Below are 26,400 nucleotides of genomic sequence, written 5' to 3'. Positions count from 1 at the left end.
ATTAGTTTACCTCCACATTAAAGTAGAATTTTTCTGCTGCGTCGACAGGCTGTACAGCCAGGTCAATCAAGAAGCCGTCACGATCTTCATTCATTGAAATTGTGATATCTTCATCGGAATCAAAGCCAGTGATGCCGCCTGCATCCTGAAGTGTTGTCATGTATTGCGTGATCATCGTTTTTACATACTGCAGTCCGTCTTCAGATGCCGGGATATCGCTTCCGCTGCCTTTTCTTGATTTAATTAAGGCTTTCAGCTCGCGTGTTAAATCATTATTCACAGCATCCAGGACACGAACGATTTTGTTCTTCGCAAATTTCTTGTTTTTCTCAGCTGTGAACGTCACGAGTGAGTTAATGTCCTTTTCTACGCTGACGGATTTATCACGGGCGTCGAATGTGAATAAAAATTCACCTTTGCCCAGACGTTCAACAATCGTATCGTGGTCAAGTCGGTGTAACACATCAACTGCGCCTTCGTACTCTACAAATGTGAGTGATTGGTTAAAGGTTGCTCCTGCACTCGCTCCAGCTACCCAAGCTGTTGCTTTGTCCGGTGTAACTTCCGTGCCATCTTCAAGCAGCACACCCTCAGTTACGTTGATGATGCCTTCATAATCACCGGCATAATTGGCTGTGACGCCTTGCACTTTTTGTCCTTGGCCGTCGCGCAGGCGTTTAATGAAAGCAGCAAACGTCGCCTTCAACTGGTCACCTTCTGCAACAGGCAGCGCAATCACATCAAAGCTCTCCGTTTCAGCCGCGGCTAAGAAATCTGTATAGTCGGAGTTGACAGGGGCTTTATCCGTACCGCCAGATAAACGGATTCCCGCGGATGCATTCAGCGTCTCAGCTGCAGTGTCTCCTTCTGATCCAGTGAGAGGAATCGTTGAAGAAAGATCGCCTGTCCCGGTAAAAGTGACATAGCCGTTAGCTGTTAATTCTTCAGCCTTTTTGACAGTCTGTTTATCAACCTCTGATTCGTCCATATATGTTGTCACATCGAAAGAATTAGCATCCAGCACATTTTGATTGATGCGGATGATAATGTCATTACCTTTTGTTCCGCCATATACTGCAGTTGCTTTGACGCCTTCAGCAATATCAGCAGACGCTCGGACACCTTCGGTTAGACGGTACATCAATACCGTTTTCGCATTTTTCTTCGCTTCACGCAGCAGCAATAAAGACGGGTCATCAATGCTGAGGCCCACTTTTTTGTTTAGGTCTTCAACGCTGGAAATGGAGACGAACGTTTTCGCTTCGCCCCAGCTTGATGCGACCGGAAGTGCGACTGTTCCCCGTTCACTGAGTGATACCCGCTCCTGTGCCGTCGTTTTAAAGTTAAAATAAATGCCTGCACGTTCTTTTTCTTTGCCTGTTGTAAATGTTCCGCCATTCATGATGACATAACCTCCTTGGTTAGAAATGTTTGAATCAATTGGTTGGCTTCTGATTTCGTCATACGTGGTTGATCCACGCCAAATAAAGCCCCCTGAAGAATATCCGGCTTAACGCCGAACAGTTCCTTCGCGTGCTTAATCAAATCCGCTGTATCAAATAGAGCTTCCCGGCTCTTTGTATGTACAGCCTTCTTCTGTTGTTTGTCCTTTGACACCGTTTATTTCACCCCGCTGTTCATGTCGATATCCTGTAAGACAGGCTGTTCTGTTTTGTGATAATAATATCGGCTGCTCCACCTGATCACCATGGCCGCCTCGCCCCTGTCCCCTACCCTTGTCTCGATTTGGGAGATGCGAACCATATCCCCCGTCTTCTCGCCGGATTCACTCAGCAGCGGAATCATATTTCTCGCTTCTCTGATGGCATCCGCGAGCCTGTCCGCTTCATCCAGCGCCTGAATGGAGTCCAGATGAAACAGTTTTACATTGAGACTGTAGTTTTTTTTAAATGTGGAGACCGTATCTGTTTCTTCGAAAACAGATGGCGATGGGACATATAACGACGGCACCTGAAAGTGATCAGGAAGCTCGCGTTCATAAATGGGAACAGACCACCGGCTGTACAAAAACGCCATGATCGATCCTGTTTCACTGTTCATCCTGCTCCTCCTTTACAGCTTCTTCAGCCACTGGCGCAGTTTGCTTTCCAGCGATTTTTCAAACAGCTGTTCATATAAAAGCAGTGCATGATCCCAGTAGCCCGTGCCCGGTATCCATTTTTTCTTGAGCGCCATTCCCGTTGAAGCCGCTGGATCATAAATAAACCGTGAGCCTTGAAAACGCCCCGGCACCCATCTCACATCTTGTTTTGACGTCCAATGGCCGTCATTAAGACATGAGGCGTAATCAAGCTGTGTCCCCACCTCAAGCGAAAGCCCGCCGCTTTGCACAATCCAGAGATTGTCCTCTGCGCCTTTCTCAAAGGAACTGAGCAGTTTTTCTGTATCAATCGTTTGTGTGCTGATGAGTTCAGATTTGACGATCTCCAGAAAATCTTGCCCGCACTCCTCAAGCCACCGGGACGCCTGTCTGGAAAAACCGCCTGAAGCCGCTTCTTTTAATGCCGTGTTCAGCTGTTTCAATCCCGCTATTTTCATAGGCTTTCATCCCTGACTGCGACGACCTCCCAATGATGATGTCTGATCCTTTTCGGCAGCTTTAGTATATATTTATGATTCTCCCAAATGATTTTATCGTTCACGCGGATGTCCGCTGACAACGGAAAATGGACGAGAAAGCTATGATATACAGTTTGATCCGGCTCCTCCTGAATCAGCTGCTGCGTTTTTTCGGTAAAATAACAAGGGACATCTTGTTCATCGGGTGTATCCGGATATGAAATCACCGGCTGCAGCCTGTCTGCCGGAATCCCAAATCGGCCTGCAGACGGCGCTTGCGCTGCTTCATGATAAATGTCGCAGCGATGAATGAGCATCTGCCTGTAGCTCATAAAGACCTCACCTTCAGTCTGGAGGATTCAGGGGCGTAGCCCGGCGTGATAAACTCCTCGAGCAAATGATATACCTCTGGCCGCTGAATGCCGCGTTCTCCGGAAACCGTGTAGGAATAATCCCCCATTTTCTCAGACTGATAGCTTGATGAGGCAGATTCATCGCTGTTGACAAGCGCAAAATACTGGGCAAGCTTTACTAAAGCCAACTTCACCTTGCCGGGCAGCGGATCATACAAGCTGTCTTCAAAGCGGTGGCCCGTGATGAGAGCCGCTTCTGCTTCCGCCTCGATGATATCCTGCGCCAGCAGCTCTTCCGGCCTGTTTTTCACCCGATCATAGACCGAATAGGAGGCTACGTCAGTCGGTTCAATGAGCATGAGCTGACCACCTCGTTTCTATTATTCTTTTACGTTAATTAATTTTGCGCAGGCATCCTCTTCCTCGAACTTGCTGTCCAGCTTGGCCGTTAAGACAATAATAAATTTACGGGAGCGGATGTCTTTGTCGACTTCAATTCGGATATTGCGGGAGAAGCCGAGAATGATATTTTTCGGATGTGTGAGAATGATATCAGAAGCGTCATATTGCGCGTCTCCCTCACCGACTGTGTACGGCTGAATATTGGATACTCCTTTGACCGGTACGCCGAATGCTGTTGACAAGCCGCCCTGAACAGCCTGGTCCCCAAGGTTTGTCTGGCGGTCTGCCACGCGGTCCTTCCATTCAACTTCTAAGCCGTGAGACGTATAGAATCTGAATTCCTGAGGGATGCGCAAATATTTCGGCGGAACTGCCTTTAAGCCTTTCTTGAATGTCGCTCTGGACAATTCTTCACCGTTCATGTCAACGATATGGGAAACCGCCTGTTTACGGATGCCGTCCAGCTGTGCCAGATACGGATCAGCTGATGCTGTATCACCGTTAACGATCAGCTCTTCAATATCAACTGCTGCGCGCTCTGCTAAAATTTGCATGATTGTCTGCTGCAGGCCGTCTTTTTCAATATTGTTTTCAAGTGTGTCATACGTAATGTTGATTTCCGCAATGACTTCCTTCGTGTTCAGCTGGACAGTGCTTGTCGTTGGAACTGTCAGCTCGTCGTTTGACAGTGCTTTTCCTTCTTGCGCAGCCCGCAGAATACGCTGGCCGAAGCCGATTTTCTCAAATTTTTGCGAGTCATTTTCCATTTGAATCACGCGGGATTCACTGAAAATGGTCGGCGTGTTTTGCACCATGCGGATAAAAGCCGATGCTTGCGCAGGGTTCATAAGCCCGCCGCTTTTTAAAGCAGAAAGCGACATTTCCGCTTTCCGAATGATCTCTTGATTTCTCAATTGATTTCCTCCTCCTTGACTGGTTTTACAGCAGTCCGCTCCAGATTGATTTTTTGACTTGCTCTGTATTGCCGCCCGTATCGTCCGCTGTCTGCTTAGACGCGCCCCGCGCTTTTTCCAAAGCCTCGATGCGTTCGATCAGCGGGGCAAGCATGTCTTCAACGAGCTTTTTCAGACGCTCGTCATCACCCGTCTGCTCCGGCTTTTCCTCCGTGTCTGTGTTTTTTTCAATCCGCTCAAGCCGTTTGAGCAGAGGGTAAAGCGCATGCTCGAATGATTCTCTCATGTCTTCTTTTCTCATTTCTTCAGTCTCCTTCACTGTTTTGTCAGCAAGCATTTGCTTGAATACACTAAAGAACCCTGCTTTTTCGACCGGTTCTTCTTCATACACATCTGCAGTGCCCGCCATGCTGTAGCCGGTGATGATTCCAGCCTTGATCTGTTCCCACACCTCGTCAGACGCTCTTGTCACGAGCACCCATGAGCCCTTTGTAATCCGCTTTGACCCGATCATAAAATCATCGGGCGCCACATAGGACTCGACCACGACGCCGGTTCCGCCCTCAAAGCTGTGATTGATATCAATCTCCCGTGCCTCCGCGAGAAAACCGTGCGCCGCTTTTTCAATTTCCTCGGCGGTCATAAAATCGCCGTGTGCATCAGGAACATCAGGCTCATACACGATTCCGTACACGAGCTTTTGTTCATCCTGCTCACTTTTTGTAAACAGCCGAACCTTTTTTTCAAATGACGGAGGTTTGGCTGACTTCGTAAAGAAAAATTCTGTCTGGTTAGCCGCCTTGTCCACATAACTGACAAAGCTGATTTTGGCATTTCTTAATTCTCGCGCCACCTGCTTGATTCACCTCCCTTCAGGACGTTTTGATATCTTCGATGCTTTCTTTCAACTCCTGCATGAGCGCAGTCAGGTTTGTCTTTTCCGCATCCTGTCCTGCAGGCCGTTTATAAATGTCCTCAGGCCACTCCTCAAGTGTTTTGCCAAGCACCCGTCCGGCAAGGTCGCGTAAATCATTCGGCGAGACCGCTCCTGCTGTAATAAAAGGACCGAGCACCTTCGCAATCTCAAGCGGATCACGAAAGTCCGGTCCTTTTAATGTCAGCCTGACGTCATGGATATTCAGCTCCGGCAAAAGCAGCGTGTTCAGTTTATTCACGAGCGTTTTTCGCTCCGGCTGAAAAACCTGCTCCTCCGTAATTTTTCTAGCAGTATCAGCTGTCGCCCGGTTGTATTCCTGGGCCTCGCCTGTATACAGCGGCGGGAGACGGAACGCGGAACGCAGCTTATTTCTGCTTTTTTCATCGTATTCAAGAAACAAGGCGTCGTTTTGGAGAATTTCCGCCAAGGATTTGATTTCCACGGAAACCGGCGTAATATCCTCGCCTCCGTGGAGATCCTTTTCTTTTGCGATTCCTTCCGCTTCGATCAGGAGAAATTTATGGGCGTTTTCCACGCCTTCAAGATCATTCATGTATTCCTGCAGCTCCCGGTAAGAAGCTTCAGACAGCATCCCGTTTTCCACTGTAATCGCAGCGGGGACGTGACGCCCCTGCTTAAAATACATAAAATTGAGCTCTTCTGCTTTTCGGGCCCCGTATAAATTGACAATATTGCCGATCCAGCGGGGTACACCGTATACGCCGCTTCCGATTTTGAGGTGAATGGCTTCATTTGCTTGATACTTCTCTGCCAATGTGTTTACATATTCACCTGTGCGCATATCCATTTTTCGCGGATCGCCGTATTCTTTAAAAAATACTTTCTTTCCATTGATCATCTGCACATATTTTCGGAAGCGTTTTTGCCTTTTGATCCTTTTCATTTTCCCGTTTTCTTCATATACAAATGAAACCTCTACAGGCTCGCCTGCTCCGCATACACGCATATATTTCACATCTAAATATTCGATGCCGGCAGGTTTTCCCGCCCCGTCGCGAAGCACTTCCATAAATCCGTTGCCTGTTTTTTCTCTGTCTTCGATGGCATAGCCTAAAATCATTTCAGCTGATTCATCAAAGTGAAGACATTTATAAAAGGCTTCGAGTCTGGCCCAGTCTTTTTCCGCTCTTTTCTTTTTTGCCTGATCGACATCACTTGCGTTGACATCAAATGTGTACTCAACATCGAATCCAAAGCCTGTAATATTCACTCTGTACGCATCAATGCATTGCTGAAGAATAGTCGAGTATTCGGCAATGGTTTTGAGCTCGATGATATTGTAGGGCGGAGCGATAATGTCCTCTCCGTACAGCTCAGAAAAGTCATCTTCATAGATTTGCTTTGTCTGAGGAGCCGCGGCATTGGCTTTAAATACAGTTGCTCTGACTGTTTGATTGTGCATGATTTATGACCTCCTCCTTTCTCGGTTCGGCCGGATTCGTTTGTGTGCTGTCTCTTTCATATCAGCAACCTCATAATCATCAAGCGCATACCAAATGGCAGAAAGCGTATGCGGGTCAATCGTGAATTCATCCTCAATCAGAGCTCCGTTTTTATCTTTGGCATACGTAAGTGTCTTGAGCTCATAGATGACATTTTCACAGCGGTCCGAACAGAAGATTTTTTTGAACCGTTTTACCTTTTTGGTATATTGAAGCCTGGAGCCGGGAAACTTACTGGCTCCAACCATCCGAAAGCCCTGCTGGCGGAAATATTGGATGCTTTTCGGCTCAGCCGAGTCGGCTTTGATCAATTCCTGTGTCTCAATAAACTCACGCAGCTCCTCAGCCGTCCTATCATCTGTCATTTTATTTTGATAATACTCCCAATAAATGTAGAGGTATTTTTTTTCAGGATCTACAGCAAGCCGGACGACGGCATTATAGGATTCCTCGAATCCAAAATCCATACCTGTACGAAAGATTGGCTTGCTGATGGCTGCGATACATTTTTTTACTTGATCATGCGGGAGTACCTCGAACTGCGGCAGCACCCTGATCCCGTTGACGCCGAATCGTCCTTTGCGGGCAATCCGGTACAGGTCGGGATCATATTCTTTGAGCCCGTCAAGCTGTTTCACATAGCTTTCTGGGAGAAAAAGATTGTCGTTAGCGGTGGAATGATGGTAATACGTATCTCCCTTCACAATTGTCCGCTTTTCGTAAAGTTCGCTGTCATCCAGCACAAACCGTTTATTGCGTTCGTCCCGAAAAAAATGCCTGTACGTCCAATTGGAGGTGCCGACGGGATTGGTGGTACAGATCATATGAAGCTTCAGCTCAGGATGGCGAAGACGTCCGATTAATTCCTTGAACCCCTCATACTTCACCTCTGAGCACTCTTCAATCCATATTAATGAAATATTATGAACCGATTTTAATTTTGCCGGATTGTCCATTCCTTTGAACATGATCCGGCTGCCATTGTGAAATCGCAGCTGCAGCGGGGAAGAAAGAGATGCCACAGCCTTTGTGAGACCGAGCTCTTCGATCACCTCTTGAAACAAGGCGAAGGTCGAATCCCGATGGGTATCGAACACCTCCCGGATCACAAGGGCCGTCCGTTTTTCCTTCAGCAGCTTTAGCACGATTTTCAATGCGGTATGATAGCTTTTGGATGAGCCGTAGCCGCCGACGAGAAATTGGTACGTCTGCTCCCAATTGAACACGTAATCTTCGAAATGAGGGTTGATTTCTTTTACAATCATGACTTGCCCTCTTTTCGTTTGATCATAATTTCAATCGGCTCTTGGCTGTCATCTGTTTTCTCCGCTTTTTGTTTGGCAAGCTTCAACTTCTCATTTTCAATTTTTTGTTTAAATTGATCTGGAAACAAATCAAAATATAAGGATAGCTTCTCAAGCGCCTTCATTTTATCTGCAAGCTTGATGGCAATGCCTTCTTTCCCAAGCTTTGCTTCCGTTACAATGGTGCCATCAACGAGCCCGGAGTCTTTGACATCGACAAAGCTGATTTCCTTCATAATCGGATTATCATCTTCATCAAACAGCGGACCCGATTTCCCGACAGCCTGGACCTCTTTTTTTCCGAAGGTCACATAGTCCGTAATATCCGCAAACGCGATCTTGATATAAACCTGCAGCACATCCATCGCTTCAATAAACATCTCATTGACCATTTCTTTTTTAATGCGTCTAATTTCAGCAGCGACCTTTTCGTTTTTTAAGAGCCGGCTGCCCGTCACATGAGCGCTGTCCGGAGAATAGCCCGCTTTGATTGCTGACTGTGTGGCATTGAAGCTTTTGACGTAATACAGGCAAAACAGCCGCTGGCGTTCATTTAATTCATCGTTGTTTATAGGGCGCTGTTTTTGTTCGTTTTTGGACGCAGAAAACAGCGCCTCTTTCCATTTGTCTTGTTTTTTCCAGATGCCGATTGTTTTCGGGGAAACACCGATTGTGTCCGCAATCGCCCGATTTGTGATCTTTCCTTGATGTTGTTGATAGATTGCTAATGCTTGTTCGCGCTGTTGTGTTTTCATGCTACGGCATCACCGCCACCTCCAGCATGGTTGTTTATTCATAAAAGCGGCTGATCAACCAGCCGCTTATGTGTCATGCTCTATTCACTTATAGGTGGCAAACGTATGACAAGCTTTCAGGCAAGTGATCGATTCATGTCTTCCTGCTGTCTTTGCATCTTTAAACTCGCCCGTTTAATCGTCGTTTGCACTGTCGATTTTTTTACGCCGAGAAGATCGGCGATCCGTTCATAAGAAAAACATTCTACCTTATGCAGCAAAAACATTTCCTTTTCTCTGTCCGTTAACAGGGCTAATGCTTCTCGAATTCTATCTCTGTCTTCTTCTGATACCTGTCCGTCCGGCTCAAACATCATAGCGCTGGAAAATGATTCGATGATTCTCGGGTCCTTGATCATCAGCCGCTGGTAAGCATCACGCCGGTCAATCGCCCGTCTGATGCCGGGCTGCCTTCCTTTTTCAAGCCATTCTGTTACATATTCAAGATCAGTAATCATATTTCTGATGATTTTTTTATCCTTCAGCTCTTCAGCTGAGAGCACGGATTCATCTGCCTCAGCGAGCGGTTTATATTGTATTCTTGTTTGTTTGAGCGTGCGTTTATATTCAAATAGTAAGTCTTGCATTCTATGATCCTCCTCATTTTTGGCAAATAAAAAACGGACACCAATCAACGCACAAATGCTGTGCAATTGATCAGTGTCCGCAGGCTTTCCGTCTTGGACGTATTCTGTTTTCGCTTTAATTTAATTTGTAGCCGATTTCAAATTCCACACGGGCAAGATCGCCCTTTCTTGTTTCGACAAGCGTTTTTCCATGCTCGGGCGCTTCTGTGATCCATGCTTCTTGCTTGATGCCGTCCACAATAATGACACGGATTTTCCCGTTCTCCAGCTGGCTCTCCAGCGTGATGGAATCAATATGCAGCAGTTTTTTAGGATGAATCATGTTTTATTTCCTCCCCTTTTCGGTGCAGCGCTTGCTTCAGCTTTTTCTAATAGCTGAATGATGCGCTCCTTTGAATGAATAGAATTCCCTTTCAGAAAATCAAGTGCTGCTTTAGACGCTTCCAGCAATTCAGGCGCTGCTGCCATCAAAGCGGCATTGCTTTTTTGCGAATACGAGCTGAGGTCAAATACAGCTGCAATCAGCCGTCCATTTGAATATGGGAATCTTTCTTTTTCTTCTTCACTGTAAGCTGAATAAATATAGATCGGTTTCGTATCCCCGCACGGGACAGCACGCCACGGCGCAGGGCTTTTCTCTGCCTGTTTTGTTTTTGCCAACACTTTCACTTCCCGTCGTCCTTATACCATTGTTCAATGTTTTTTTCTGTTCGCTTTGCCCGAAACAGCAAAGCGATTAGTGCAGTCAGCTGTTTAATCATAGATATTCAGCCTCGCTTTTCCCGCTGTCAGCATTTGCTCCAGCTTTTGAATGACAGGCGTTAAGTCAGTGCCGGACCGGCAGTTCGGACATGGATGAAAAACGACTCCAATACCGGTATGTTCCACAATGACTTTCTTTGTTTGACAAAGCTTGCACATTATCTGACGCCCTCCAATCTATGGTTAAGCTCGTAGGCTGCTCCTTTGATAATCACTAGATAGTCACTGCACATCTCATAGATTCTCGTGCCGAGCGCTTCATCAACCCGTACAAGTGCTTCAATTGTCAGCTCGCTCGAAAGCAAAATCGGTTTATGATTTAAGTAGCGATAATTGAGTACCGAATACATTTGCTCTAATTGCCAATCTGTAGCGCGGGGTTTGCCGTTAACCGGTTTAAACAGATCATCAATGAACAGCACATCCGCCTGCTTCATCCGGTTCAGCTTCGCTTCTAATAGGGCAAAATCATTTTTCAGATCAGTAAAGCCTTCCACGAACGGAAAATAAATGACAGGCACATAGCATGTTCTCATTAATTCGTTGGCAGCGGCAGTCAAAAGGTGTGTTTTCCCTGATCCAGGCTGTCCTAAAAGGGCAATGCTGTTTTTTCGGCAATCCTTGATTTGTTCATAATCGGCAACATACTCTTTTGTACACTCAAATGCGTCTTTTATAGCCTGCGGCTTTCCCTCCGTGCGGAATTCCTTGAAGCCGAGCTGTCTGAAAGCGTGGGTAATCTCACTTGCACCCAGCAGCCGCTTCACTTTTCGTTCTGCCATGCAGCTGCACATCGTCCAGACTTCCAGGCCATTCTGCCTGACGAGATAACCTCCCTGATCCTTGCAGCGCAGGCAATCATACCTGCTTGCGTCTGATTCGGCCGGTTTGTCCGCCAGTAATGGACGTCTCCCTCTTCTCAGCTCGTCCAAAATCTGTTCGATTGTTCGTTTTGTCATGTTTTTTCATCCTCTCATGCTGAATTGCGGCATTCTTTTTGGCTTGCTGCGCGAAAAATCGGTCTTCAATGAATTTCGAGCAGTAGCGAAAGGCCTTGATTGTTTCTGAAGCGGCGGTCCGCCGGTTTTCAAAAGCCTGAAAGCATTCTTCAAGCCATTTGATTGTTTGCGTGACAGGAACGCCGATGGCAACAATGCGGGCGATGGCTTGATAATCTCTTGAGGAAGGATACACGGTGCGTCCTTCTTGAGCCGACCGTAATTGTGTAAACCGCTTCGCAATGTGATCCACTGCATCATCAGCAGCAGTATATTTGTTTGTTTTATCTATATCTGTACGGTCGTTTGTGTCCGGTGTCTGCGGCGAAAATGGCCGTTCTTTTAGACTCCCGTGTACAGTATTGTCCGATCTGAAGCTGAATTTTTTGGAATGCTTGACCGAAATCATCAGTCCGTATGGCGCACGGACGGCCTTTATGTAATCATGGTTTTCGAGAAGCTCCAGCCATCTTCTGACGGTTTTTTCACTTACGCCGAAGACTGCCGCCATTTCTCTCGCTTTTAACGGCTTATGGCCGAGTACGATGCCCCAGCTTACGCCGTCTTTTTCGATTTCTTTTGTTGTTGAGCTGATAAACCAGAGAAACAGCCATAGCGCCGGGCCAATTTTGTCATAATGTTCTGAATTCAATAACCCTGAATACGTCGGAAAAGGATAGCTTTTATCGTTTTTCATTGGACGCCGCTTCTCCTTTTAACATCATGTATGCTTGAAACTGTTCCTGCGTTTCAAAGTGAAACACCGGAAGGCCGCATGCGGTAAACGAAATGGTGCCGCCGGATTGTCCGAGATGGCGCTGATCTATGGGATTTTCACTAAAAACGATTTGGATCGGATACATGTGATCACTCTCCTGATCTTTTTTTGATACATTTTGTATCAGCTGTTACCAAGTATAAACGATACGTTCTGTATCATCAAGTTATTTTTGATACTTTTTTTATCATAACTTTATTTTGATACATATTGTATCTATAATCATAAGTAACTTAGGGAGTTTAAAAAAGAGAGGTCATAGTATGATAGGCGGCAGATTGAAGAGTCTCAGAGGGAAAAGGACACAGGAAGAAATCGCATCACACATCGGTGTGTCACGGGCACGATATTCCCACTATGAAAATGGGCGAAGCGAACCTGATTACGACACACTCCAAAAGCTGGCTGATTACTTTCAAGTAACGACTGATTACTTATTAACGGGGAAAGACAAAAAATCCGATGACGATATGTTCTCAGATCCGGACCTGCAGCTTGCATACCGCGATATGCAGGATTTTTCCCCAGAAAGCAAACAGCAGGCCATCGAATTTATCAACTATTTAAAAGAAAAAGAGAAAAACCGCAAACCGAAAAATAAATAAATCGTTCTCTGTTCTCTAAAACATATAAAAAGTAGACCGATATAAAGAAAAAAGTGTTTATTTTTTAAAGAAAAGGGAAAGATTTCTACACTACTTCCCAGTCCTATACGGGCTTTTCTTTCTCGCTAAAAACAGAACAAATGTTCGAAAGGGAGTATTCAATTGGGCGATTACTTATCACATCTGGAGGAATACGTTAAAAATTTATACGGCCGGCTGGGCATCACATCCCCTCATCACATTGACATGCTGAAAATCGCAAAGGATCTGGATATTTGGGTGCACTTTGAGGATATGGGGAGCATGATGGTGAAATACGACGGCATGTACAGTATCGTATTAAACCAAAAAAAGTCACGGGAAGAGCAATGGGAGGATTTTGGCCATGAGCTGTGCCACGTGTTAAAGCATGCAGGCAATCATTTTCAGATGAACAAGCTCTTCAGAGAGCTTCAGGAATTTCAGGCAAATCAATTTATGTACCACTTCTGTGTGCCAACCTTTATGCTGTTGCAGATGGAACTGCCGCAATGGAGAAGCCAGGCACTCGCCACAATTGCGGCGGTATTCCGGGTAACAAAGGAATTTGCTGATAAAAGGCTTGACATGTTTGAACGGCGTAAAGCAGGTATTCAATTTCAGAAGCGGCTCGCTTATTTATTATCTCACAAGCGGCCACATGCGTACGAGGAAGGCGATCATCAGCACTTGCAGGTCGCTGAGGAAAAAGCGTTATATCATATTGGCAAAAACATCTGATCAAATACGGGCTGAGGATATATTCCTCAGCCCAGAAGAGAACCTAACATTTCGACATTGGGGGAACTGTATTATGCAGCCACATGGGCGCCGGTTTAAGATGAGGCGCAGATGCGAACGCAATCGGAGCCGGGATATACCTGAATTCACCCCGGCCGTCAAAGGCTTCCCCATGTGCCCATCTTCCTTGTGAGCTTTCATCCCCCCTGGAAAAGTTAAACAGGTCATAGGAGACTTCCTGCTTTTCGAGCTCACGCGGAAACGTCGTCGGGACGACAATATCCCGTTCTCTCTCCTCCAGCTCTTTAATGGCCGCGTACCACATATTTTGATGATAGGTATCCCTTGCAATCAAAAATGACAGCATATCTCTTACCCCTGGATCATCGGTCATGGCATAAAGCCGTGTCACCTGAAGGCGTCCTTGGGCCTCCGCATTTAAGTTAGCGCGAAAATCGGCCAGCAGGTTTCCGCTTGAGATAATGTATTTTGCATTCCACGGATAGCCCTCACTATCTGATGCCATCGCCCCCAATCCGGACACAATCGCGTGCTGAGGGTTCATCCCTGACATGACTGCTGCAATAGCGGGATTGCTTTTATAAGCATCCTCCTGTACATCCGCGGGTGCATTGTCCAGAAGCCTGGAAATCATCGTTGCCAGCATTTCTACGTGCCCAATCTCTTCGGTCCCCACATCATATAACAAATCTTTATACTTAGCATCCGCCCTGCAGTTAAACCCTTGAAACAAATACTGCATCATGACGCTAATTTCACCGAATTGGCCGCCGAGCACCTCTTGAAGTTTTTTCGCATAAACCGGATCGGGATGAGCTGGCTTTGCTTGATATTGAAGCTCTTTTATATGATAAAACATGAATCATTCCTCCCCACACTTTCGCACAACCCCAGCGTATGAAGGAATAGGCCAACCGTGCAGGTCCCGTCTAGTTTTATGTATAAAAGCCAAGCTTGACGGCTTCCACATATCGATCAAACAAATCGTTTTGTATGTAGCTTTTATCACGGCACCCAAAATTGCGGAATAGCGCATTTCGCTGTGCCGTGCTTACCTCCAATTGCAGTCCCATTTCTCTTTTCGTCCGATTGACAATATTGTTTGGGTGTACACCTGCCAGGCGGTCTTTCTCATTAGTGAGCTCGGCGCTAAAACCCGCTTCATTCAGACGCTCACAAATGAGCTTGGCTTTTTTACGATCCGCCCCGCCGACCAATGTATGCGGGATTTTCGGATCATAATACCCGTGAAACGCTAATGCGTAATGGTGGTCATTCACTTTTTCTAAAGCCAGCGGCTCATCAAAACGAATGCTAGTGAGATGCAAGGAACGGTTGTTTCGCTGCTTTAGACCCTCAAACAAATAGATGGAACATCGATCCGAAAATGCCCGCACCAGTTCACTGACGCCAGGCTCAATTCTGCCGCCGTGAGGACCGAGGACGATAAGCTCACTTCCGTTTTTCTCCTCATAAATAATCCGGTACTCCGACTCAGAAGCAGAAAGGGCCGCAAAGCTGTCATACATATCTTCCATCTTGAACGCCCCCCTTTACCAGTCAGCACCAGTTTACTCTACTCATCTATGAATGAAAACCTTTTTTATAGTATGATTTGATAGAATACGCAGAGGAGGTATATGATGGGGTTTATTGATGGATTACTCGGCAATGCGTCAACACTGTCAACGGCTGCTGTAAAAGAAGAGCTTGCTCATATTTTACTTGAGGGTGAGAAGGTTGAAGCCGCGTTTAAGCTGGTTCGCGATTTGATTGTCTTCACTGACAAGCGGCTTATTCTTGTGGACAAGCAGGGGATCACAGGCAAGAAAACGGAGTTTCAATCGATTCCGTACAAAAGCATTTCCAGATTCAGCGTGGAAACGGCCGGCCGCTTTGACCTCGATTCAGAGCTGAAAATTTGGATTTCCGGCGCAGAGCTCCCTGCCGTCTCAAAGCAGTTTAAAAAAGATGAGAGCATTTATGATATTCAAAAGGTGCTTGCCGCAGTTTGTATGTAAGGCAAAAAGACGGAAGCTTCACAGCTTCCGTCTTTTCATTTACAGCTTTTCCTCCAGCTTCGCTTTCGTTTTCGGACCGTAAATCCCATCAGCCGTTAAACCGCTGACAGACTGAAAACGTTTCACTGCATTTGCTGTTTTCGGGCCATAAACGCCGTCAACGCCGTGATTTTTCGCTCCTTTATCAGGATAAAAATAAAGAGCGGCTAAAGCGGTCTGCACCTGCTTTACTTTTGTCCCTTTCGTCAGCGGGCTTGTCACTTTGATCACGCCGGATGGGAGCGGATATGAGGATGCGGCATGGCTTTTAGAAGCAGATGCCGTCTGAGGCAGTTTGATCACTTGTCCGACTTTAATGTAATTCGGGTCAGTGATATGATTGATGCTTTGCAGCGTTTTCACACTGACTCCGTGTGATGCGGCAATCCCTGACAATGTGTCGCCTTTTTTCACATGATATTCAGACGCTGAAGAAGAGACTGCAGCTTTTTTAGCTGATACGCCCCCGTTTAATTCCTTTTCAATTGCCGCCTTCACTTGATCCCAGCGCCCCTCTGATAAAATGCGGTGCGGGCAATACTTTCCGTTCCAGTCCTGGTGCTTTCTCACCCGATCGATGCCCCAGCCGCGCTCCTTCAAAAGCTGTGCTACAAATGAAATCGCCAAGGCTTCAGCTGCCTCATACTTCGGGCCTCCCGATTTGCTGTAGCAAATCTCAACACCGATTGATTTGCGGTTTCCCGGACCGTTTGTGCCGTCACCTGTGTGCCAGGCGTTTCGGTTAAGCGGCAGACCTTGAATCACCTCTTGATCATCGACCGCAAAATGAAAGCTTGTCGAGCTTGTGTTCCCGATCATATAGCTGATTTCATTGGCCGCTGATGCATCGTTTGCTGTGTTGTGAATGGTAATGTATTCAGCGGACATTGCATTAGGACACTTCAACGCGTATTTCGCCTCAGAAACCAAATTTTTCTTTACTGGAATGCTCACCTATCATCTCTCCTTTTCTTTTTTCATAAATAGGTGGCATTCGTAGGACGAAAAGCTCATATCATCTATCACCGTAATATGGATAAATGTGTTAAACTGAAGTTCACGGAGGGTCTGAATATGTATACATATTTAATGCTGACAATGAGAACGGAGAAATTTAATCAGGAGCATGTGGCTGGGCACTATGAATTTCTGGATCGTTTACAGGCAGAAAAACGTTTAAAAATGTTTGGGCCATTCAGCGACGCCACAGGCGGAGCGTATGTCATCGAAGCAGATTCACTGGAAGAGGCAGCGGAAATCGGCCATGCGGATCCGCTGGTGGCAAGTGGATCTTCTGAGCTGACGATAAAAGAATGGAAGCTGAAGAAATAAAAAAGACCCCTAAGGGTCTTTTTTTATGCATCATGTTTGATTGCGTGCCGCAATATGAAATGTTTTCCCTTCTGTGTTTGCTGTTTCACCTGCATGAACCATCACCTGAGTAAAGCTGAACCCGACCGCAACGAGCAACAAACCTGACATCCATTTAGATTTCATATAAACAATCTCCTCTCTGGATTTGTTTTTGTGCGTGCACCATTTTCTCATAAAATGAAAGTGCTTTTTCGGGCTGTCCGTTTTCTATATAGAATTGGGCAGCATCATGCGCCAGCTCTTCAATATAAGGATACAGCATATGTTCTTCAAGAAATTGAAAGGTGTGTGAGACCGATTCTGTGTCAATGTTTTTTCCGTATAACGCATGTAAAAATTGAAAAAGCTCCACAAATAATTCATCACTGTATTGACGGGCGATTTCCAATCCTTCACGATACTTTTTTTGCGCTTCGGCGTCATTTTTTTGTTTATACAGAACTTGTGTTAAAGAGTAGATAGAATGCGGAAGATTATCGAACTTTTCCGACTTGCAAATAGAAACAGATTTCTCAAAGTATTCGGCTGCCTTTTGCAGTTCACCCATTTTCTCATAGCAGTTTCCGAGATTATATAGGGCAGAACTGATCAAGCGGGGATTGCCTTCTTTCTTTGCAAGATCTAAAGCCAGTTCTAAGTGGGGCAATGCTCTTTCTGGATACTGCATATCATCATAATTACCTGCAATAACGAATTCACATTGGATTCTGCGGACGGTGTACGTTTCATACATTTGGTATGTTTCTAATGCCTGAACGGCGTAGCTCATCGAAACATAGGTTTGTTTTAAATTGTAAAAAATCTCAGCCATTTTAAAAGCAAACTCTGCTTTCTCAATATCATCCGAGACGAGGGCAAGATTCTTTTCTGCCCGTTTATAATACATCATGGCACTGACAAACATCTTCTGCTTAAATTCATACATTCCTCGAAAAAAGTTAAAGTAATATTCGAGAAGCCCTGTCAGCTTGTACTGATTCCCTTCGATGTCTTCTAACAATTCTGAAAACTCTAGCTGCGACGTGTCCTCTCCAAAAGGCTTAATGTAATCCAGCATGACACGGTGCCTGAACTCCATTAAAGAATAATACAGCAGCAAATCTTGGTCTTCTTCCATATCCTCAATTTCTCTTTCTACTTCGAGCTTGACCCGTTCGGCTTCAGCGACGTGGAACTGCCGGATATGAGTATACCATTCATTAATTTTAAGCCCGACATAAGAGGACGGAATCGTCTGCTTCATCCTCAATTAATCCCCCCTTTTGAATTACCCGAGATATGTCATATTTTATCATATTTACAAGAAAAAGAAGAACGCAAAATAACCGCAATTGTCGAATTTCGGCTAACCGCAACAAAAAAGCACGGGTTTTTCAAACACCCGTGCTTTCTTTTAGTGAAAACCGACTTTGTTTCTTTCCATCCAGCTTCCCCGCTGGCTTTTTCTTTGCTCTCCTGTCATGTCTTTCACCATGGTTTCAATATGGTGATTCCCTTCTTGGTGCCATTGAAGGGCTGAAGATACATATAATTCTCCCAGCTGTGCAAAGGAAAAGCCTTCTGTAAGTTTTGCGGCGTTTTTTATTTCTCCTTCACTCAAAAAGATGCCAAAGCCTCTCATTTTCATATATTCCAGCCGCAGCTCTTCATCCGGAAGCCCGATTTCATAGGCACGGTCAAATCGTCCTGCACGATTCATCAAACCTGGATCGATCTCTTCGGGATAGTTTGTCGTACCGATGAGAAATAGCCCCTCTTTTGATGTCGCGCCGTCCAGCGTATTGAGAAAAAAGGACCGCACATCTTCCGGCATCGAATCTATATCCTCGATGACCAGAACTGCAGGAGCGAGGCGTCTCGCTGCCTGAAAGACTTCTTCTATTGTCTCGCTCGACGTAAATTCAGTAATTTGCCAATAAGCAACAGGTGCATCGATACTGCCTGCGATCGACTTCACTAACGTCGTCTTTCCGTTTCCAGGAGGTCCATATAACAGAATGCCGCGCTTGTAAGGGATGTCATATGTTTGATAAAACGATTTATCACTATGAAAAAACTGATCAATTGATCTGTATATCTCTTTTTTCAATAGCGGATTCATGATGACTTGACTCCGCTGAACCTCTCTGACAATGGCTTCCTGCTCTCTTGAAGTCCCTCCATCTCCATCCGTAAACACGGTCACTTTCCGCTTGCTTTTTTCCCAAAGACGCGGTCTGACTCCCTCCAGAAATGCACGCATCTTTTCATCGTTAACCGCAAACAGACAATCAAAACTCATAATGCTCCCATCTTGAAAATATGGAATTCTGGCAAAAGCAACTCCCTTTTTGGGATACGCGTATACACTGTTTCTTATAGACTTATGGACGGTATAATCCGGTTCTTTCTCATCTTCATCGTAAGCAAAGGTTTTCTTTTCAAGCTTTTCAAATATATATGCCACATGCTCAGGTTCCAATGAACCGCTGCGGACATCTTCTACAAGAAGCTCCCAGTATTCCGTATTTGGATCATCACTGGCATAGAGCTCATAGAATACACCGTATTGATCATAAAGCGTTTCTTCAATCCGTGTGATAAGGTAACCGAAAGTGCCGTAGCCCGCCGCAGCTCTTTCATTCTCTTTTTCTTCGTACTGATAAATGAAAGGTATGTTAGTCATGTTTATACTCCATTTCATGTTTTGTGAACGTTATATATACGATTGACATAGCATTTTGTTTCATCCCACAGCATATTACTTGTGAATTCATAACCGTTGATATAGGATTTCATTGCACCATTTATTTTTACATATGGAGGAGATCATAATGAGCCAATCCAATCAAATTGTCAGCCATTTTTTATCCCATCGAAACGTGACCAATGAGCTTGCCGAAAAAATCAGCAAAGACCACTACAGCTACAAACCGGCAGAAACATCAATGTCAGCAGAAGAACTGGTCAAACACATTCTTACGTCTTTCCACTTGTTCGCAAATGTCATTAAGGAAGGCAATGCCTCACCATTTCAAAACAAGCAGGAGGAAACAGAAACAGATCTCAATGTTCTGGCAAAAACATATACAGAAAAAACGGTCGCTATCCTTGAACAGCTGACTGAAGAGCAGCTGGACAGAGAAATTGATCTGACATCCGCTTTCGGCAGAAAAGTCACAGGCCGCGCGCTGCTTCAGCTTGCAATGGAGCATGAAATTCACCATAAAGGCAACCTGTTCGTGTATGTGCGGGAAATGGGCCACACTGAGCTTCCTTTCTATCAGCAGCGCATGTAGCGTAAACAAGAAAAAAGATACCTGTTAAGAGGTATCTTTTTTTTGTGCCTTTAGTACTTCTCGATTTCGTCCAGACACTCATTATAGGGCAAATGAATAGAGATATTGAGCATACCAAAATTTCAAGCAGCTAACGTGCAAAAATTCAAAAAATTTAATTGATTAACGCGTCCTAATCATATATAATCTGATAAAAATAGTCGGGTTTTCAGGAGGCCTTTATCATGAGTGTAAGCATCATATTGATGGGTTTGTTTGTCGGAGCCTTAGTCGGATTGACGGGAGTGGGTGGAGCGGCCTTATTAACTCCCCTTTTAATTGTGCTTGGAATTAATCCTTCCATCGCGGTCGGTACAGATCTTGTATATAACTCGATCACAAAGCTGTTTGGCGTTGCCTCCCATTGGCGGCAGAAAACGATTAACTTTAAATTGGTAAAATACTTAGCCATCGGCAGTATTCCGAGTGCTTCGCTAGCCATTGGCATATTGCATTTGTTCCCCGCCTTTCACCAGCATCAGGAAGAAATTATTAAGCACGCTCTAGGATATGTGTTAACGCTGGTTGCCATTTCAATCATCGTTCGTTTGTTTTTGGATAGAAAACTTCGTCCCAACCGCTGGCAGCTGATGCCGCTTGAAAATAAGAGGGCGCTGACAATTCTTATTGGTGTTGTGTTTGGGTTTATCGTCGGATTAACATCAATCGGTTCTGGCTCATTATTTGCAATTGCCATGATTTACTTATTTAACATGAAAGCGTCACAGATTGTCGGAACCGATATCGCGCATGCTTTTCTTCTTGTTACGGCAGCAGGCATTTTGAACGCAAGCTTCGGAAGCGTGGATTACATGCTGGCAGCTAATCTGCTCCTCGGTTCAATTCCCGGCGTACTGATCGGGAGCCATCTTTCGCCTCGATTCTCCCCGCGTCCGCTGCAATTTATTATGGCGTCCATTATTTTAGTCAGCGGTTTAAAATTGATTTAATGAAGAAGGCTATCCGCTTGAAGGATAGCCTTTTCTTATTATAGCGTCACACCCGATTTAAAAATGGCAAGTTCTCTGAAATCATTTTTTTCATGGTTCACAAGCTGGCCGCTTGCCACCTCAATCATATAGTGGATAAACTCACGCAGCACATATTCCTCATAAACATCATCCTCTGCTAAAAGGCCTGCGTTAAAATCAATCCAATGCGGCTTCGCCTCATACAGCTCGGTGTTTGTCGCTACTTTCACCGTCGGGACAAAGGTGCCAAACGGTGTGCCTCTTCCCGTTGTAAAGAGGACAATTTGGCAGCCGGCAGCCGCCAATGCGGAGGAGGCGATCAAATCATTGCCCGGCGCGCTCAAAAGCGTCAGCCCTTTTGTCTTGTGCACTTCCCCGTATTTCAAGACATCCGTGACAGGAGAAATCCCCGCTTTTTGCGTACAGCCCAGCGATTTATCCTCAAGTGTAGAAATGCCGCCCGCTTTGTTGCCCGGTGAGGGATTTTCGTACACCGGCTGATCATGTTTAATAAAGTATTGTTTGAAATCATTGATTAAATCGACTATCTTATGAAACACTTCTTCATTGGCAGCCCGCTGCATCAGGATGGTTTCTGCGCCGAACATTTCCGGTACTTCCGTCAGCACAGTACTCCCTCCCTGTGCAATGAGATAATCTGAAAAACGTCCAAGCAGCGGGTTTGCGGTTATGCCGGAAAAACCGTCCGAACCTCCGCATTTCAGCCCGATCTTCAGTTCAGACAGCGGAATGTCTTCTCTCTTATCTCCTTTGGCCGCTTCATGAATTTCCTTCAGCAAAGCAACACCTGCCTCCATTTCGTCGGTCACCGACTGGGATTCCAGAAACTTCACCCGCTTCAAGTTCACATCTTGCAGTGCTTCCTTCATTCTTGCCAGCTCATTGTTTTCACAGCCAAGCCCTAACACCAAGACGCCGCCGGCATTTGGATGGCGAATGGCATTCAGCAGGATTTGCTTCGTATTTTCATGATCGTCGCCAAGCTGCGAGCATCCGTATTGATGCTTTAACACCAGTACGTTATCAAATGGAGCGATATCCCCTGTTTCTCTGACAAAACGCTGCAGTATTTTTTCTGCTATTCCATTGACACAGCCGACAGTTGGGACAATCCACAATTCATTCCGTACACCCGCATCTCCGTTTTCTCTTCTAAAACCTTTAAACGTCCGGTTCTCATTAGAATACGGATTTTCATCAAATCTCGGTGTATAGCTGTATGATTGGATATCAGACAGGTTTGTTTTCGTATTATGGACATGAATATGCTCTCCGATCGAGATATCTTGTGATGCATGACCGATTGGAAACCCGTACTTGATGATGCTGTCATTTTCTTTAATAGGCTGCAATGCAATCTTGTGGCCTCTTTTTATATCATCCTTTACTTCAACCGACACACCGTCCGCATGCAGCCTCTCTCCCTTTTGGATATCCCGCAGAGCAAGAAGGACATTATCTTGCTTATGAATCTTTATAAACGACTTCAACGTACCTCTCCCCCTTGTATGCAGTATTGTTCAAGAGCCCGCTGCATGCCCAGCTCATGAATAAGATTCAAGTAAACAGCGACTCTATCAGTCAGCTTCGGTATCTCATTGAGATCTGCCCCCCACAGCCGCTGTTCGCCTAACACTCTTGATGCAATCCGAAGCATGTCGCCATCCTCCTGACACCAAACCTCTTTGAAAAATTGAAGAACTGCCGGATCATCCTGCAATGTCTCGTTATCATGATAAAAATACAGAAGAGCGCTGAAAGAAAACACCAAGCGTTCAGGAAGCTGTCCCTTTTGTTCAGCATATTCCTTAAGAGTCGGCAGGTTTCTCGTTTTGAATTTGGAAACGGAGTTCAATGCAATGCTTTCCAGGTAATGCTTAATATACGGGTTTTTAAAACGGTTCAGCACATCGTCAGCATACTGAGAAAGACCTTCCATTTTTAAAACAGGAAGAATTTCGTCGTCAATCAGCTCTCTTATAAATCGCCCAACTTCCGGATGCTCGACAGCATCCCTAACAGTTTTTAAGCCGTATAATAAAGCCACTGGCGTCATTGCTGTATGAGCGCCATTTAAAATCCTTACTTTTTTAGTCCGGTATGGGGTGAGGTCGCTGACGATCTTTGTATGGAGCCCTGCAGCCGCAAAGGGAAGTTCTCTTCCAATCCAATCAGGCCCCTCGATAACCCATAAATAATATTGCTCTCCCACAACTATCAAATCATCCTGATAGCCAAGATCCGCCGTGATCTCATCAATGCTGTCGACGGGAAAACCCGGAACAATCCGGTCTACTAAACTATTACAAAATGTATTGGCCTCATGAAGCCACTGTGTAAATCCTTCCCCCAGCTTCCACAGATGTGCATAATGAAGAACCGTTTCCTTCAGCTTTTCACCGTTCTTCTCGATCAGCTCACATGGGATTAGGACACACCCTTTTGTCTGATCTCCTTTAAAAGCCTGATAGCGGAAGTAGAGAAATGCAGTTAATTTCCCAGGGAATGTTTTTTGCGGCCTATCCTCTAAACGATCTTTTTCATCACATACGATCCCAGCCTCAGTGGTGTTGGAGATGATAAACCGAAGCCTTTCGCTTGATGCCAATTCTTTGTATGCTTCATAATCAGAAAACAGGTCAATTCCCCGGCTGATTGAGTTGATAATCATATGCTCGTTTACCGCTTCTCCATCTTTCATTCCTTGTAAAAAAAGCGTATATAATCCATCTTGCTCATTTAATCGTTTGATTTTTTCTGAGCCCCTTGGCTGAACAACCACCACACTCCCATTAAAATCAGTGTGTTGATTCAATTGATCAATCTGCCAATCGATAAATCCCCGAAGAAAGTTTCCTTCTCCGAATTGGAGAATTTTTTCTGGATACTGAGTATAGTGATCGTACACATTTTTATTCAGCTTCTGCACCCTTATTGCCTCCCTCTTTTTATGCACACGTTAACATTTTTCTGTATAAAGAATGCCCGCTGAAAAACGGGACATCACGTCGTCAATCGTCTGACTGAATCACGCACCATAAATTCTGTGTTTTCCAAGATTTTTTCTGCTTTTGTTTCGGGCTTGCTGATCAGAGACAAGAGTTTTTGCGCGCCAAGCACGCTGATTTTCTCCACTGGGCGCTTTACTGTTGTAAGTCTTGGCGTGATGTACTGTGAAAACCCAATATCATCAAACCCGATCACCGAAATATCATCAGGAACGCGCAGGCCCTTTGCGAATATCGCATTCATCGCTCCGATTGCCATGTCATCATTCGAACAAAAAACAGCGGTTGGAGGATTCGGCAGTGCCAGCAGCCGCTCCATCGCTTGAAAGCCGCTTTCCATATCGTACTGTCCTTTGACACTGTATTCATGCTTGATCGGAATATGATGTTGAATCAGTGCAGATAGGTAGCCTTCCTTTCGCTGCTGGGAGGATTTAAAGCCTTCGATCCCCTCGATGATGGCGATGTCTTGATGTCCGGACTGAATGAAGTATTCTACAGCTTCTTGAGAGCCTTCCTTGTCATTGGACAAAATATTCGTGATGGTGCGATCATCAATATCACGATTCAGCACGACAAGCGGAATGTTTTTTTCGCGAATATGGTAAATAAAAGAATTATCAATGTCACTTTGGCTCATTAAAATGATGCCGTCATATCTCATCGGTGTAACGGAGTCATAGTTTTTCAGATCATCAATGCCGCGCACATACAGATTGTAATCCTCACTTATGGCTTGATTGACGCCTTTAATTGTGTCTGCAAAGAAGCTGTGCGAGGTTCCGTTTGTAATGCTTGTAAAGAACAGCCCGATCGTATGCGACTTTTGCATCGCCAGACTTTTCGCATTTACATTTGGTGTATAGTTGAGCTGCTCTGCTAGCTCTAATATTTTTTTCTTCGTATGTTCTTTGATGTAAGGGCTGTTGTTGAGTGCTCTGGAAACAGTAGTGTGGGATACGTTTGCGAGTTTTGCGATATCTTTTATGGTTACCATCTAATTCCCTTCCTTATCATACCGGCTGCGATTATTTACTGTATATTGTATCATCAAACATACCGCCTCTCCCACTATATTTCCAGATTAATAAGACACAGGATTCTCAGCTTCTGTTCCCGCTGGCTTGCCAATGATTGGACGGACAAAACGAATCACAGCAAGTGAAGCGAAGACAGCCAGCCCTCCGGCAAGCAAAAATGCTCCAGAAAACGTGCCTGTTTGGTCAACAATAAATCCGGTTAAAGCCGGGCCGATAATTCCTGCCGTGTTGGCGAGGAAATGCATGAAGCCGCCAACAGAACCGACATTGTTTTGATCAACCACATCTTGAATGACTGCCCAATAGATAGCACCTGTTAAATATAGAAAAAATACTGACAAAGCGACCAGTGTGACAGCGCCCGCAGTCGTTGCCACCAGCCCGGCAAAACCAATCAGGACAGCTGATGAAAACAAACACGTGACAAGCACAACCTTGCGCGAGAACAGCACACCTTTTCGTGCCGTTTTTTTGTACACATAGTCAGAAACAAATCCCCCCGCAGCCAGCCCGATAAATCCTAAAATCCACGGTATGACCGTGATGACACTCATCGATTCAACACTTAATCCCCGCTCGTCGACAAGATAGCTCGGAAACCATGTCAAAAAGAAGAAGAGGATGTAGTTGTAAGCGAAAAAAGCGAACGCCGTGAACAGGACCGTTTTTTGCTTCAGGTAAAAGGTGAGCGGAATTTTTTCTCCGGGAGACGTTTCTGCTTTTATTGCCGGTGCTTCCTTGATCGTCTCTTGCGGCTTTTCTTTGACAAACTTGAACCAGAGCACTGCCCATATCAATCCAATAATCATAATGAGAACGAAGGATACCTTCCAGCTGAACGCCACTGCGATCATGCCGACTATCGGGCCGGAAATGGCTCCCCCGAGGGGCGTGCCGCTGTTGGTTACACCGATAACGGACGCCCGCTGGGTCGGCGGGAACCAGTTGTTCACCATCTTGTTGATGGTCGCCGAAAGCGGGCCTTCTCCCATTCCGAAGAGAATGCGTATAATCAGCAGGCTGACAAAGCCAAAAGCGAGGGCGACTGCTCCGCTAAACAGCGACCAAACAACCATCGCGACAAACAAGGTCAGCTTTGCCCCATAGCGGTCGGATGCCACGCCCCCAAGAAAATTAAAAATGGCATAACCTATCGAAAAACTGCTGAAAATCAAGCCCATTTGCGTGGCAGACAATGTGAGATCATCCTGAATAAAAGGAGCTGCAATGGAAAGCGCCGAGCGATCCAGGTAATTAATCACCCCTGCCAGGAACAAAAAAAGGATAACGGGAAGCTTATCTTTTGAAAACATCTCAACCTCACCCCTATGTTGGTTCAGTTTCTGTTGCAT

Annotated in this window: 34 protein-coding genes; 6 read left to right on the top strand and 28 right to left on the bottom strand. The window is 45.4% G+C overall.

The features are described from left to right. Position 1 precedes the first annotated feature (1 nt). The 18 genes from MKY10_RS06805 to MKY10_RS06720 form a co-directional block, all read right to left on the bottom strand. Positions 2–1,402, bottom strand: a complete 1,401-nt coding sequence (locus tag MKY10_RS06805; protein WP_003245369.1) for a phage tail sheath family protein — start codon at positions 1,400–1,402, stop codon at positions 2–4. Continuing rightward, positions 1,399–1,617 (bottom strand): hypothetical protein, encoded by a 219-nt coding sequence (locus MKY10_RS06800; RefSeq protein ID WP_003232679.1) that lies wholly within the window; start codon positions 1,615–1,617, stop codon positions 1,399–1,401. The genes MKY10_RS06805 and MKY10_RS06800 overlap by 4 nt, the downstream gene beginning before the upstream one ends. A 3-nt stretch (positions 1,618–1,620) precedes the next feature. After that, positions 1,621–2,061 carry a hypothetical protein gene (locus MKY10_RS06795; protein ID WP_015252278.1) on the bottom strand — a complete coding sequence of 147 codons (441 nt, stop codon included), beginning with the start codon at positions 2,059–2,061 and terminating at the stop codon, positions 1,621–1,623. A gap of 12 nt (positions 2,062–2,073) precedes the next feature. Beyond that, positions 2,074–2,559, bottom strand: coding sequence for an HK97 gp10 family phage protein (locus MKY10_RS06790; protein ID WP_015252279.1), 486 nt, complete (start codon positions 2,557–2,559; stop codon positions 2,074–2,076). Beyond that, the gene (locus tag MKY10_RS06785) at positions 2,556–2,912 is read right to left on the bottom strand and encodes a YqbH/XkdH family protein (protein ID WP_009967053.1); all 357 of its coding nucleotides are present in this window, start codon (positions 2,910–2,912) and stop codon (positions 2,556–2,558) included. The genes MKY10_RS06790 and MKY10_RS06785 overlap by 4 nt, the downstream gene beginning before the upstream one ends. Further along, complete coding sequence (locus MKY10_RS06780) at positions 2,909–3,292, bottom strand: DUF3199 family protein (RefSeq protein ID WP_015252280.1); 384 nt, start codon at positions 3,290–3,292, stop codon at positions 2,909–2,911. Before MKY10_RS06780 ends, MKY10_RS06785 begins: the two co-directional genes overlap by 4 nt. A 21-nt stretch (positions 3,293–3,313) precedes the next feature. Further along, positions 3,314–4,249: a phage major capsid protein gene (locus MKY10_RS06775; RefSeq protein WP_003232690.1), complete on the bottom strand. Its 936-nt coding sequence runs from the start codon at positions 4,247–4,249 to the stop codon at positions 3,314–3,316. 25 nt (positions 4,250–4,274) lie between these two features. Then, on the bottom strand, positions 4,275–5,102 hold the full coding sequence (locus tag MKY10_RS06770) for an XkdF-like putative serine protease domain-containing protein (protein ID WP_015252281.1): 828 nt from the start codon (positions 5,100–5,102) through the stop codon (positions 4,275–4,277). A gap of 19 nt (positions 5,103–5,121) precedes the next feature. Further along, complete coding sequence (locus MKY10_RS06765) at positions 5,122–6,609, bottom strand: phage portal protein (RefSeq protein WP_003232695.1); 1,488 nt, start codon at positions 6,607–6,609, stop codon at positions 5,122–5,124. 3 nt (positions 6,610–6,612) lie between these two features. Further along, positions 6,613–7,914 (bottom strand): PBSX family phage terminase large subunit, encoded by a 1,302-nt coding sequence (locus MKY10_RS06760; protein WP_015252282.1) that lies wholly within the window; start codon positions 7,912–7,914, stop codon positions 6,613–6,615. Next, positions 7,911–8,708: a phage terminase small subunit gene (xtmA, locus tag MKY10_RS06755; protein ID WP_015252283.1), complete on the bottom strand. Its 798-nt coding sequence runs from the start codon at positions 8,706–8,708 to the stop codon at positions 7,911–7,913. Before xtmA ends, MKY10_RS06760 begins: the two co-directional genes overlap by 4 nt. A 116-nt stretch (positions 8,709–8,824) precedes the next feature. Further along, positions 8,825–9,334, bottom strand: coding sequence for a sigma-70 family RNA polymerase sigma factor (locus MKY10_RS06750; protein WP_015715732.1), 510 nt, complete (start codon positions 9,332–9,334; stop codon positions 8,825–8,827). Positions 9,335–9,449: 115 nt separating this feature from the next. Continuing rightward, the gene (gene xtrA, locus MKY10_RS06745) at positions 9,450–9,656 is read right to left on the bottom strand and encodes a phage-like element PBSX protein XtrA (protein WP_015252285.1); all 207 of its coding nucleotides are present in this window, start codon (positions 9,654–9,656) and stop codon (positions 9,450–9,452) included. Further along, complete coding sequence (gene xkdD / locus MKY10_RS06740) at positions 9,653–10,003, bottom strand: phage-like element PBSX protein XkdD (protein WP_015252286.1); 351 nt, start codon at positions 10,001–10,003, stop codon at positions 9,653–9,655. The genes xtrA and xkdD overlap by 4 nt, the downstream gene beginning before the upstream one ends. 84 nt (positions 10,004–10,087) lie before the next feature. Continuing rightward, complete coding sequence (locus tag MKY10_RS06735) at positions 10,088–10,255, bottom strand: hypothetical protein (RefSeq protein ID WP_003245588.1); 168 nt, start codon at positions 10,253–10,255, stop codon at positions 10,088–10,090. Next, the gene (locus MKY10_RS06730; protein WP_015252287.1) at positions 10,255–11,055 is read right to left on the bottom strand and encodes an ATP-binding protein; all 801 of its coding nucleotides are present in this window, start codon (positions 11,053–11,055) and stop codon (positions 10,255–10,257) included. Before MKY10_RS06730 ends, MKY10_RS06735 begins: the two co-directional genes overlap by 1 nt. Beyond that, positions 10,955–11,791 carry a phage-like element PBSX protein XkdB gene (locus tag MKY10_RS06725; RefSeq protein ID WP_003245799.1) on the bottom strand — a complete coding sequence of 279 codons (837 nt, stop codon included), beginning with the start codon at positions 11,789–11,791 and terminating at the stop codon, positions 10,955–10,957. Before MKY10_RS06725 ends, MKY10_RS06730 begins: the two co-directional genes overlap by 101 nt. Continuing rightward, positions 11,778–11,957 (bottom strand): hypothetical protein, encoded by a 180-nt coding sequence (locus tag MKY10_RS06720; RefSeq protein WP_015715728.1) that lies wholly within the window; start codon positions 11,955–11,957, stop codon positions 11,778–11,780. Before MKY10_RS06720 ends, MKY10_RS06725 begins: the two co-directional genes overlap by 14 nt. Positions 11,958–12,135: 178 nt before the next feature. On the opposite strand from MKY10_RS06720, the gene xre reads away from it, so the two are divergent. Together xre and MKY10_RS06710 are read left to right on the top strand one after the other, a co-directional pair. Beyond that, positions 12,136–12,477 carry an HTH-type transcriptional regulator Xre gene (gene xre / locus MKY10_RS06715; protein ID WP_003232719.1) on the top strand — a complete coding sequence of 114 codons (342 nt, stop codon included), beginning with the start codon at positions 12,136–12,138 and terminating at the stop codon, positions 12,475–12,477. Positions 12,478–12,639: 162 nt separating this feature from the next. Continuing rightward, positions 12,640–13,236 carry an ImmA/IrrE family metallo-endopeptidase gene (locus MKY10_RS06710; protein WP_015252288.1) on the top strand — a complete coding sequence of 199 codons (597 nt, stop codon included), beginning with the start codon at positions 12,640–12,642 and terminating at the stop codon, positions 13,234–13,236. 43 nt (positions 13,237–13,279) lie between these two features. On the opposite strand, the gene MKY10_RS06705 is transcribed toward MKY10_RS06710, so the two are convergent. Both MKY10_RS06705 and MKY10_RS06700 read right to left on the bottom strand, forming a co-directional pair. Next, positions 13,280–14,116: a manganese catalase family protein gene (locus MKY10_RS06705; protein WP_003245071.1), complete on the bottom strand. Its 837-nt coding sequence runs from the start codon at positions 14,114–14,116 to the stop codon at positions 13,280–13,282. Between the two features lie 76 nt (positions 14,117–14,192). Then, the gene (locus MKY10_RS06700; protein ID WP_003244789.1) at positions 14,193–14,795 is read right to left on the bottom strand and encodes a poly-gamma-glutamate hydrolase family protein; all 603 of its coding nucleotides are present in this window, start codon (positions 14,793–14,795) and stop codon (positions 14,193–14,195) included. A 105-nt stretch (positions 14,796–14,900) separates the two neighbouring features. Between MKY10_RS06700 and MKY10_RS06695 the strand changes: the two genes are divergently transcribed. Continuing rightward, complete coding sequence (locus MKY10_RS06695) at positions 14,901–15,278, top strand: PH domain-containing protein (RefSeq protein WP_014479546.1); 378 nt, start codon at positions 14,901–14,903, stop codon at positions 15,276–15,278. 39 nt (positions 15,279–15,317) lie between these two features. On the opposite strand, the gene MKY10_RS06690 is transcribed toward MKY10_RS06695, so the two are convergent. Then, entirely contained in the window at positions 15,318–16,271 is a 954-nt protein-coding gene (locus tag MKY10_RS06690; RefSeq protein ID WP_015252290.1) for an N-acetylmuramoyl-L-alanine amidase, read from the bottom strand. Positions 16,272–16,391: 120 nt separating this feature from the next. Here MKY10_RS06690 and MKY10_RS06685 point away from each other — a divergent pair, with 120 nt between their 5' ends. After that, positions 16,392–16,649 carry a YciI family protein gene (locus MKY10_RS06685; protein WP_003232731.1) on the top strand — a complete coding sequence of 86 codons (258 nt, stop codon included), beginning with the start codon at positions 16,392–16,394 and terminating at the stop codon, positions 16,647–16,649. Between the two features lie 30 nt (positions 16,650–16,679). Here the strand turns inward: MKY10_RS06685 and phrA are convergent, their stop codons facing one another. From phrA to yjoB, 3 genes are all read right to left on the bottom strand, one after another. After that, positions 16,680–16,814 (bottom strand): phosphatase RapA inhibitor PhrA, encoded by a 135-nt coding sequence (phrA, locus tag MKY10_RS06680; RefSeq protein WP_003245487.1) that lies wholly within the window; start codon positions 16,812–16,814, stop codon positions 16,680–16,682. Then, on the bottom strand, positions 16,804–17,940 hold the full coding sequence (gene rapA, locus MKY10_RS06675) for a response regulator aspartate phosphatase RapA (RefSeq protein WP_015252291.1): 1,137 nt from the start codon (positions 17,938–17,940) through the stop codon (positions 16,804–16,806). Before rapA ends, phrA begins: the two co-directional genes overlap by 11 nt. Positions 17,941–18,084: 144 nt before the next feature. Continuing rightward, positions 18,085–19,356 (bottom strand): ATPase YjoB, encoded by a 1,272-nt coding sequence (yjoB, locus tag MKY10_RS06670; RefSeq protein ID WP_015252292.1) that lies wholly within the window; start codon positions 19,354–19,356, stop codon positions 18,085–18,087. Positions 19,357–19,504: 148 nt separating this feature from the next. On the opposite strand from yjoB, the gene MKY10_RS06665 reads away from it, so the two are divergent. Next, positions 19,505–19,969, top strand: coding sequence for a DinB family protein (locus MKY10_RS06665; protein ID WP_015715724.1), 465 nt, complete (start codon positions 19,505–19,507; stop codon positions 19,967–19,969). Between the two features lie 224 nt (positions 19,970–20,193). Further along, complete coding sequence (locus tag MKY10_RS06660; RefSeq protein ID WP_003245643.1) at positions 20,194–20,958, top strand: sulfite exporter TauE/SafE family protein; 765 nt, start codon at positions 20,194–20,196, stop codon at positions 20,956–20,958. Positions 20,959–20,996: 38 nt separating this feature from the next. Here MKY10_RS06660 and MKY10_RS06655 read toward each other — a convergent pair whose 3' ends face one another. From MKY10_RS06655 to MKY10_RS06640, 4 genes are all read right to left on the bottom strand, one after another. Continuing rightward, entirely contained in the window at positions 20,997–22,490 is a 1,494-nt protein-coding gene (locus MKY10_RS06655) for an altronate dehydratase family protein (protein ID WP_015252294.1), read from the bottom strand. Then, positions 22,487–23,929 (bottom strand): tagaturonate reductase, encoded by a 1,443-nt coding sequence (locus MKY10_RS06650; protein ID WP_048655276.1) that lies wholly within the window; start codon positions 23,927–23,929, stop codon positions 22,487–22,489. The genes MKY10_RS06655 and MKY10_RS06650 overlap by 4 nt, the downstream gene beginning before the upstream one ends. A gap of 74 nt (positions 23,930–24,003) precedes the next feature. Further along, positions 24,004–25,005 carry a LacI family DNA-binding transcriptional regulator gene (locus MKY10_RS06645; RefSeq protein ID WP_029726237.1) on the bottom strand — a complete coding sequence of 334 codons (1,002 nt, stop codon included), beginning with the start codon at positions 25,003–25,005 and terminating at the stop codon, positions 24,004–24,006. Positions 25,006–25,092: 87 nt separating this feature from the next. Further along, complete coding sequence (locus tag MKY10_RS06640; RefSeq protein WP_003245531.1) at positions 25,093–26,361, bottom strand: MFS transporter; 1,269 nt, start codon at positions 26,359–26,361, stop codon at positions 25,093–25,095. Positions 26,362–26,400 lie beyond the last annotated feature (39 nt).

The sequence above is a fragment of the Bacillus sp. FSL P4-0290 genome (assembly GCF_037975435.1).
In the GTDB taxonomy this organism is placed as follows: Bacteria; Bacillota; Bacilli; order Bacillales; family Bacillaceae; genus Bacillus; species Bacillus subtilis.
This window is presented reverse-complemented; position numbering and strand designations above follow the sequence as displayed.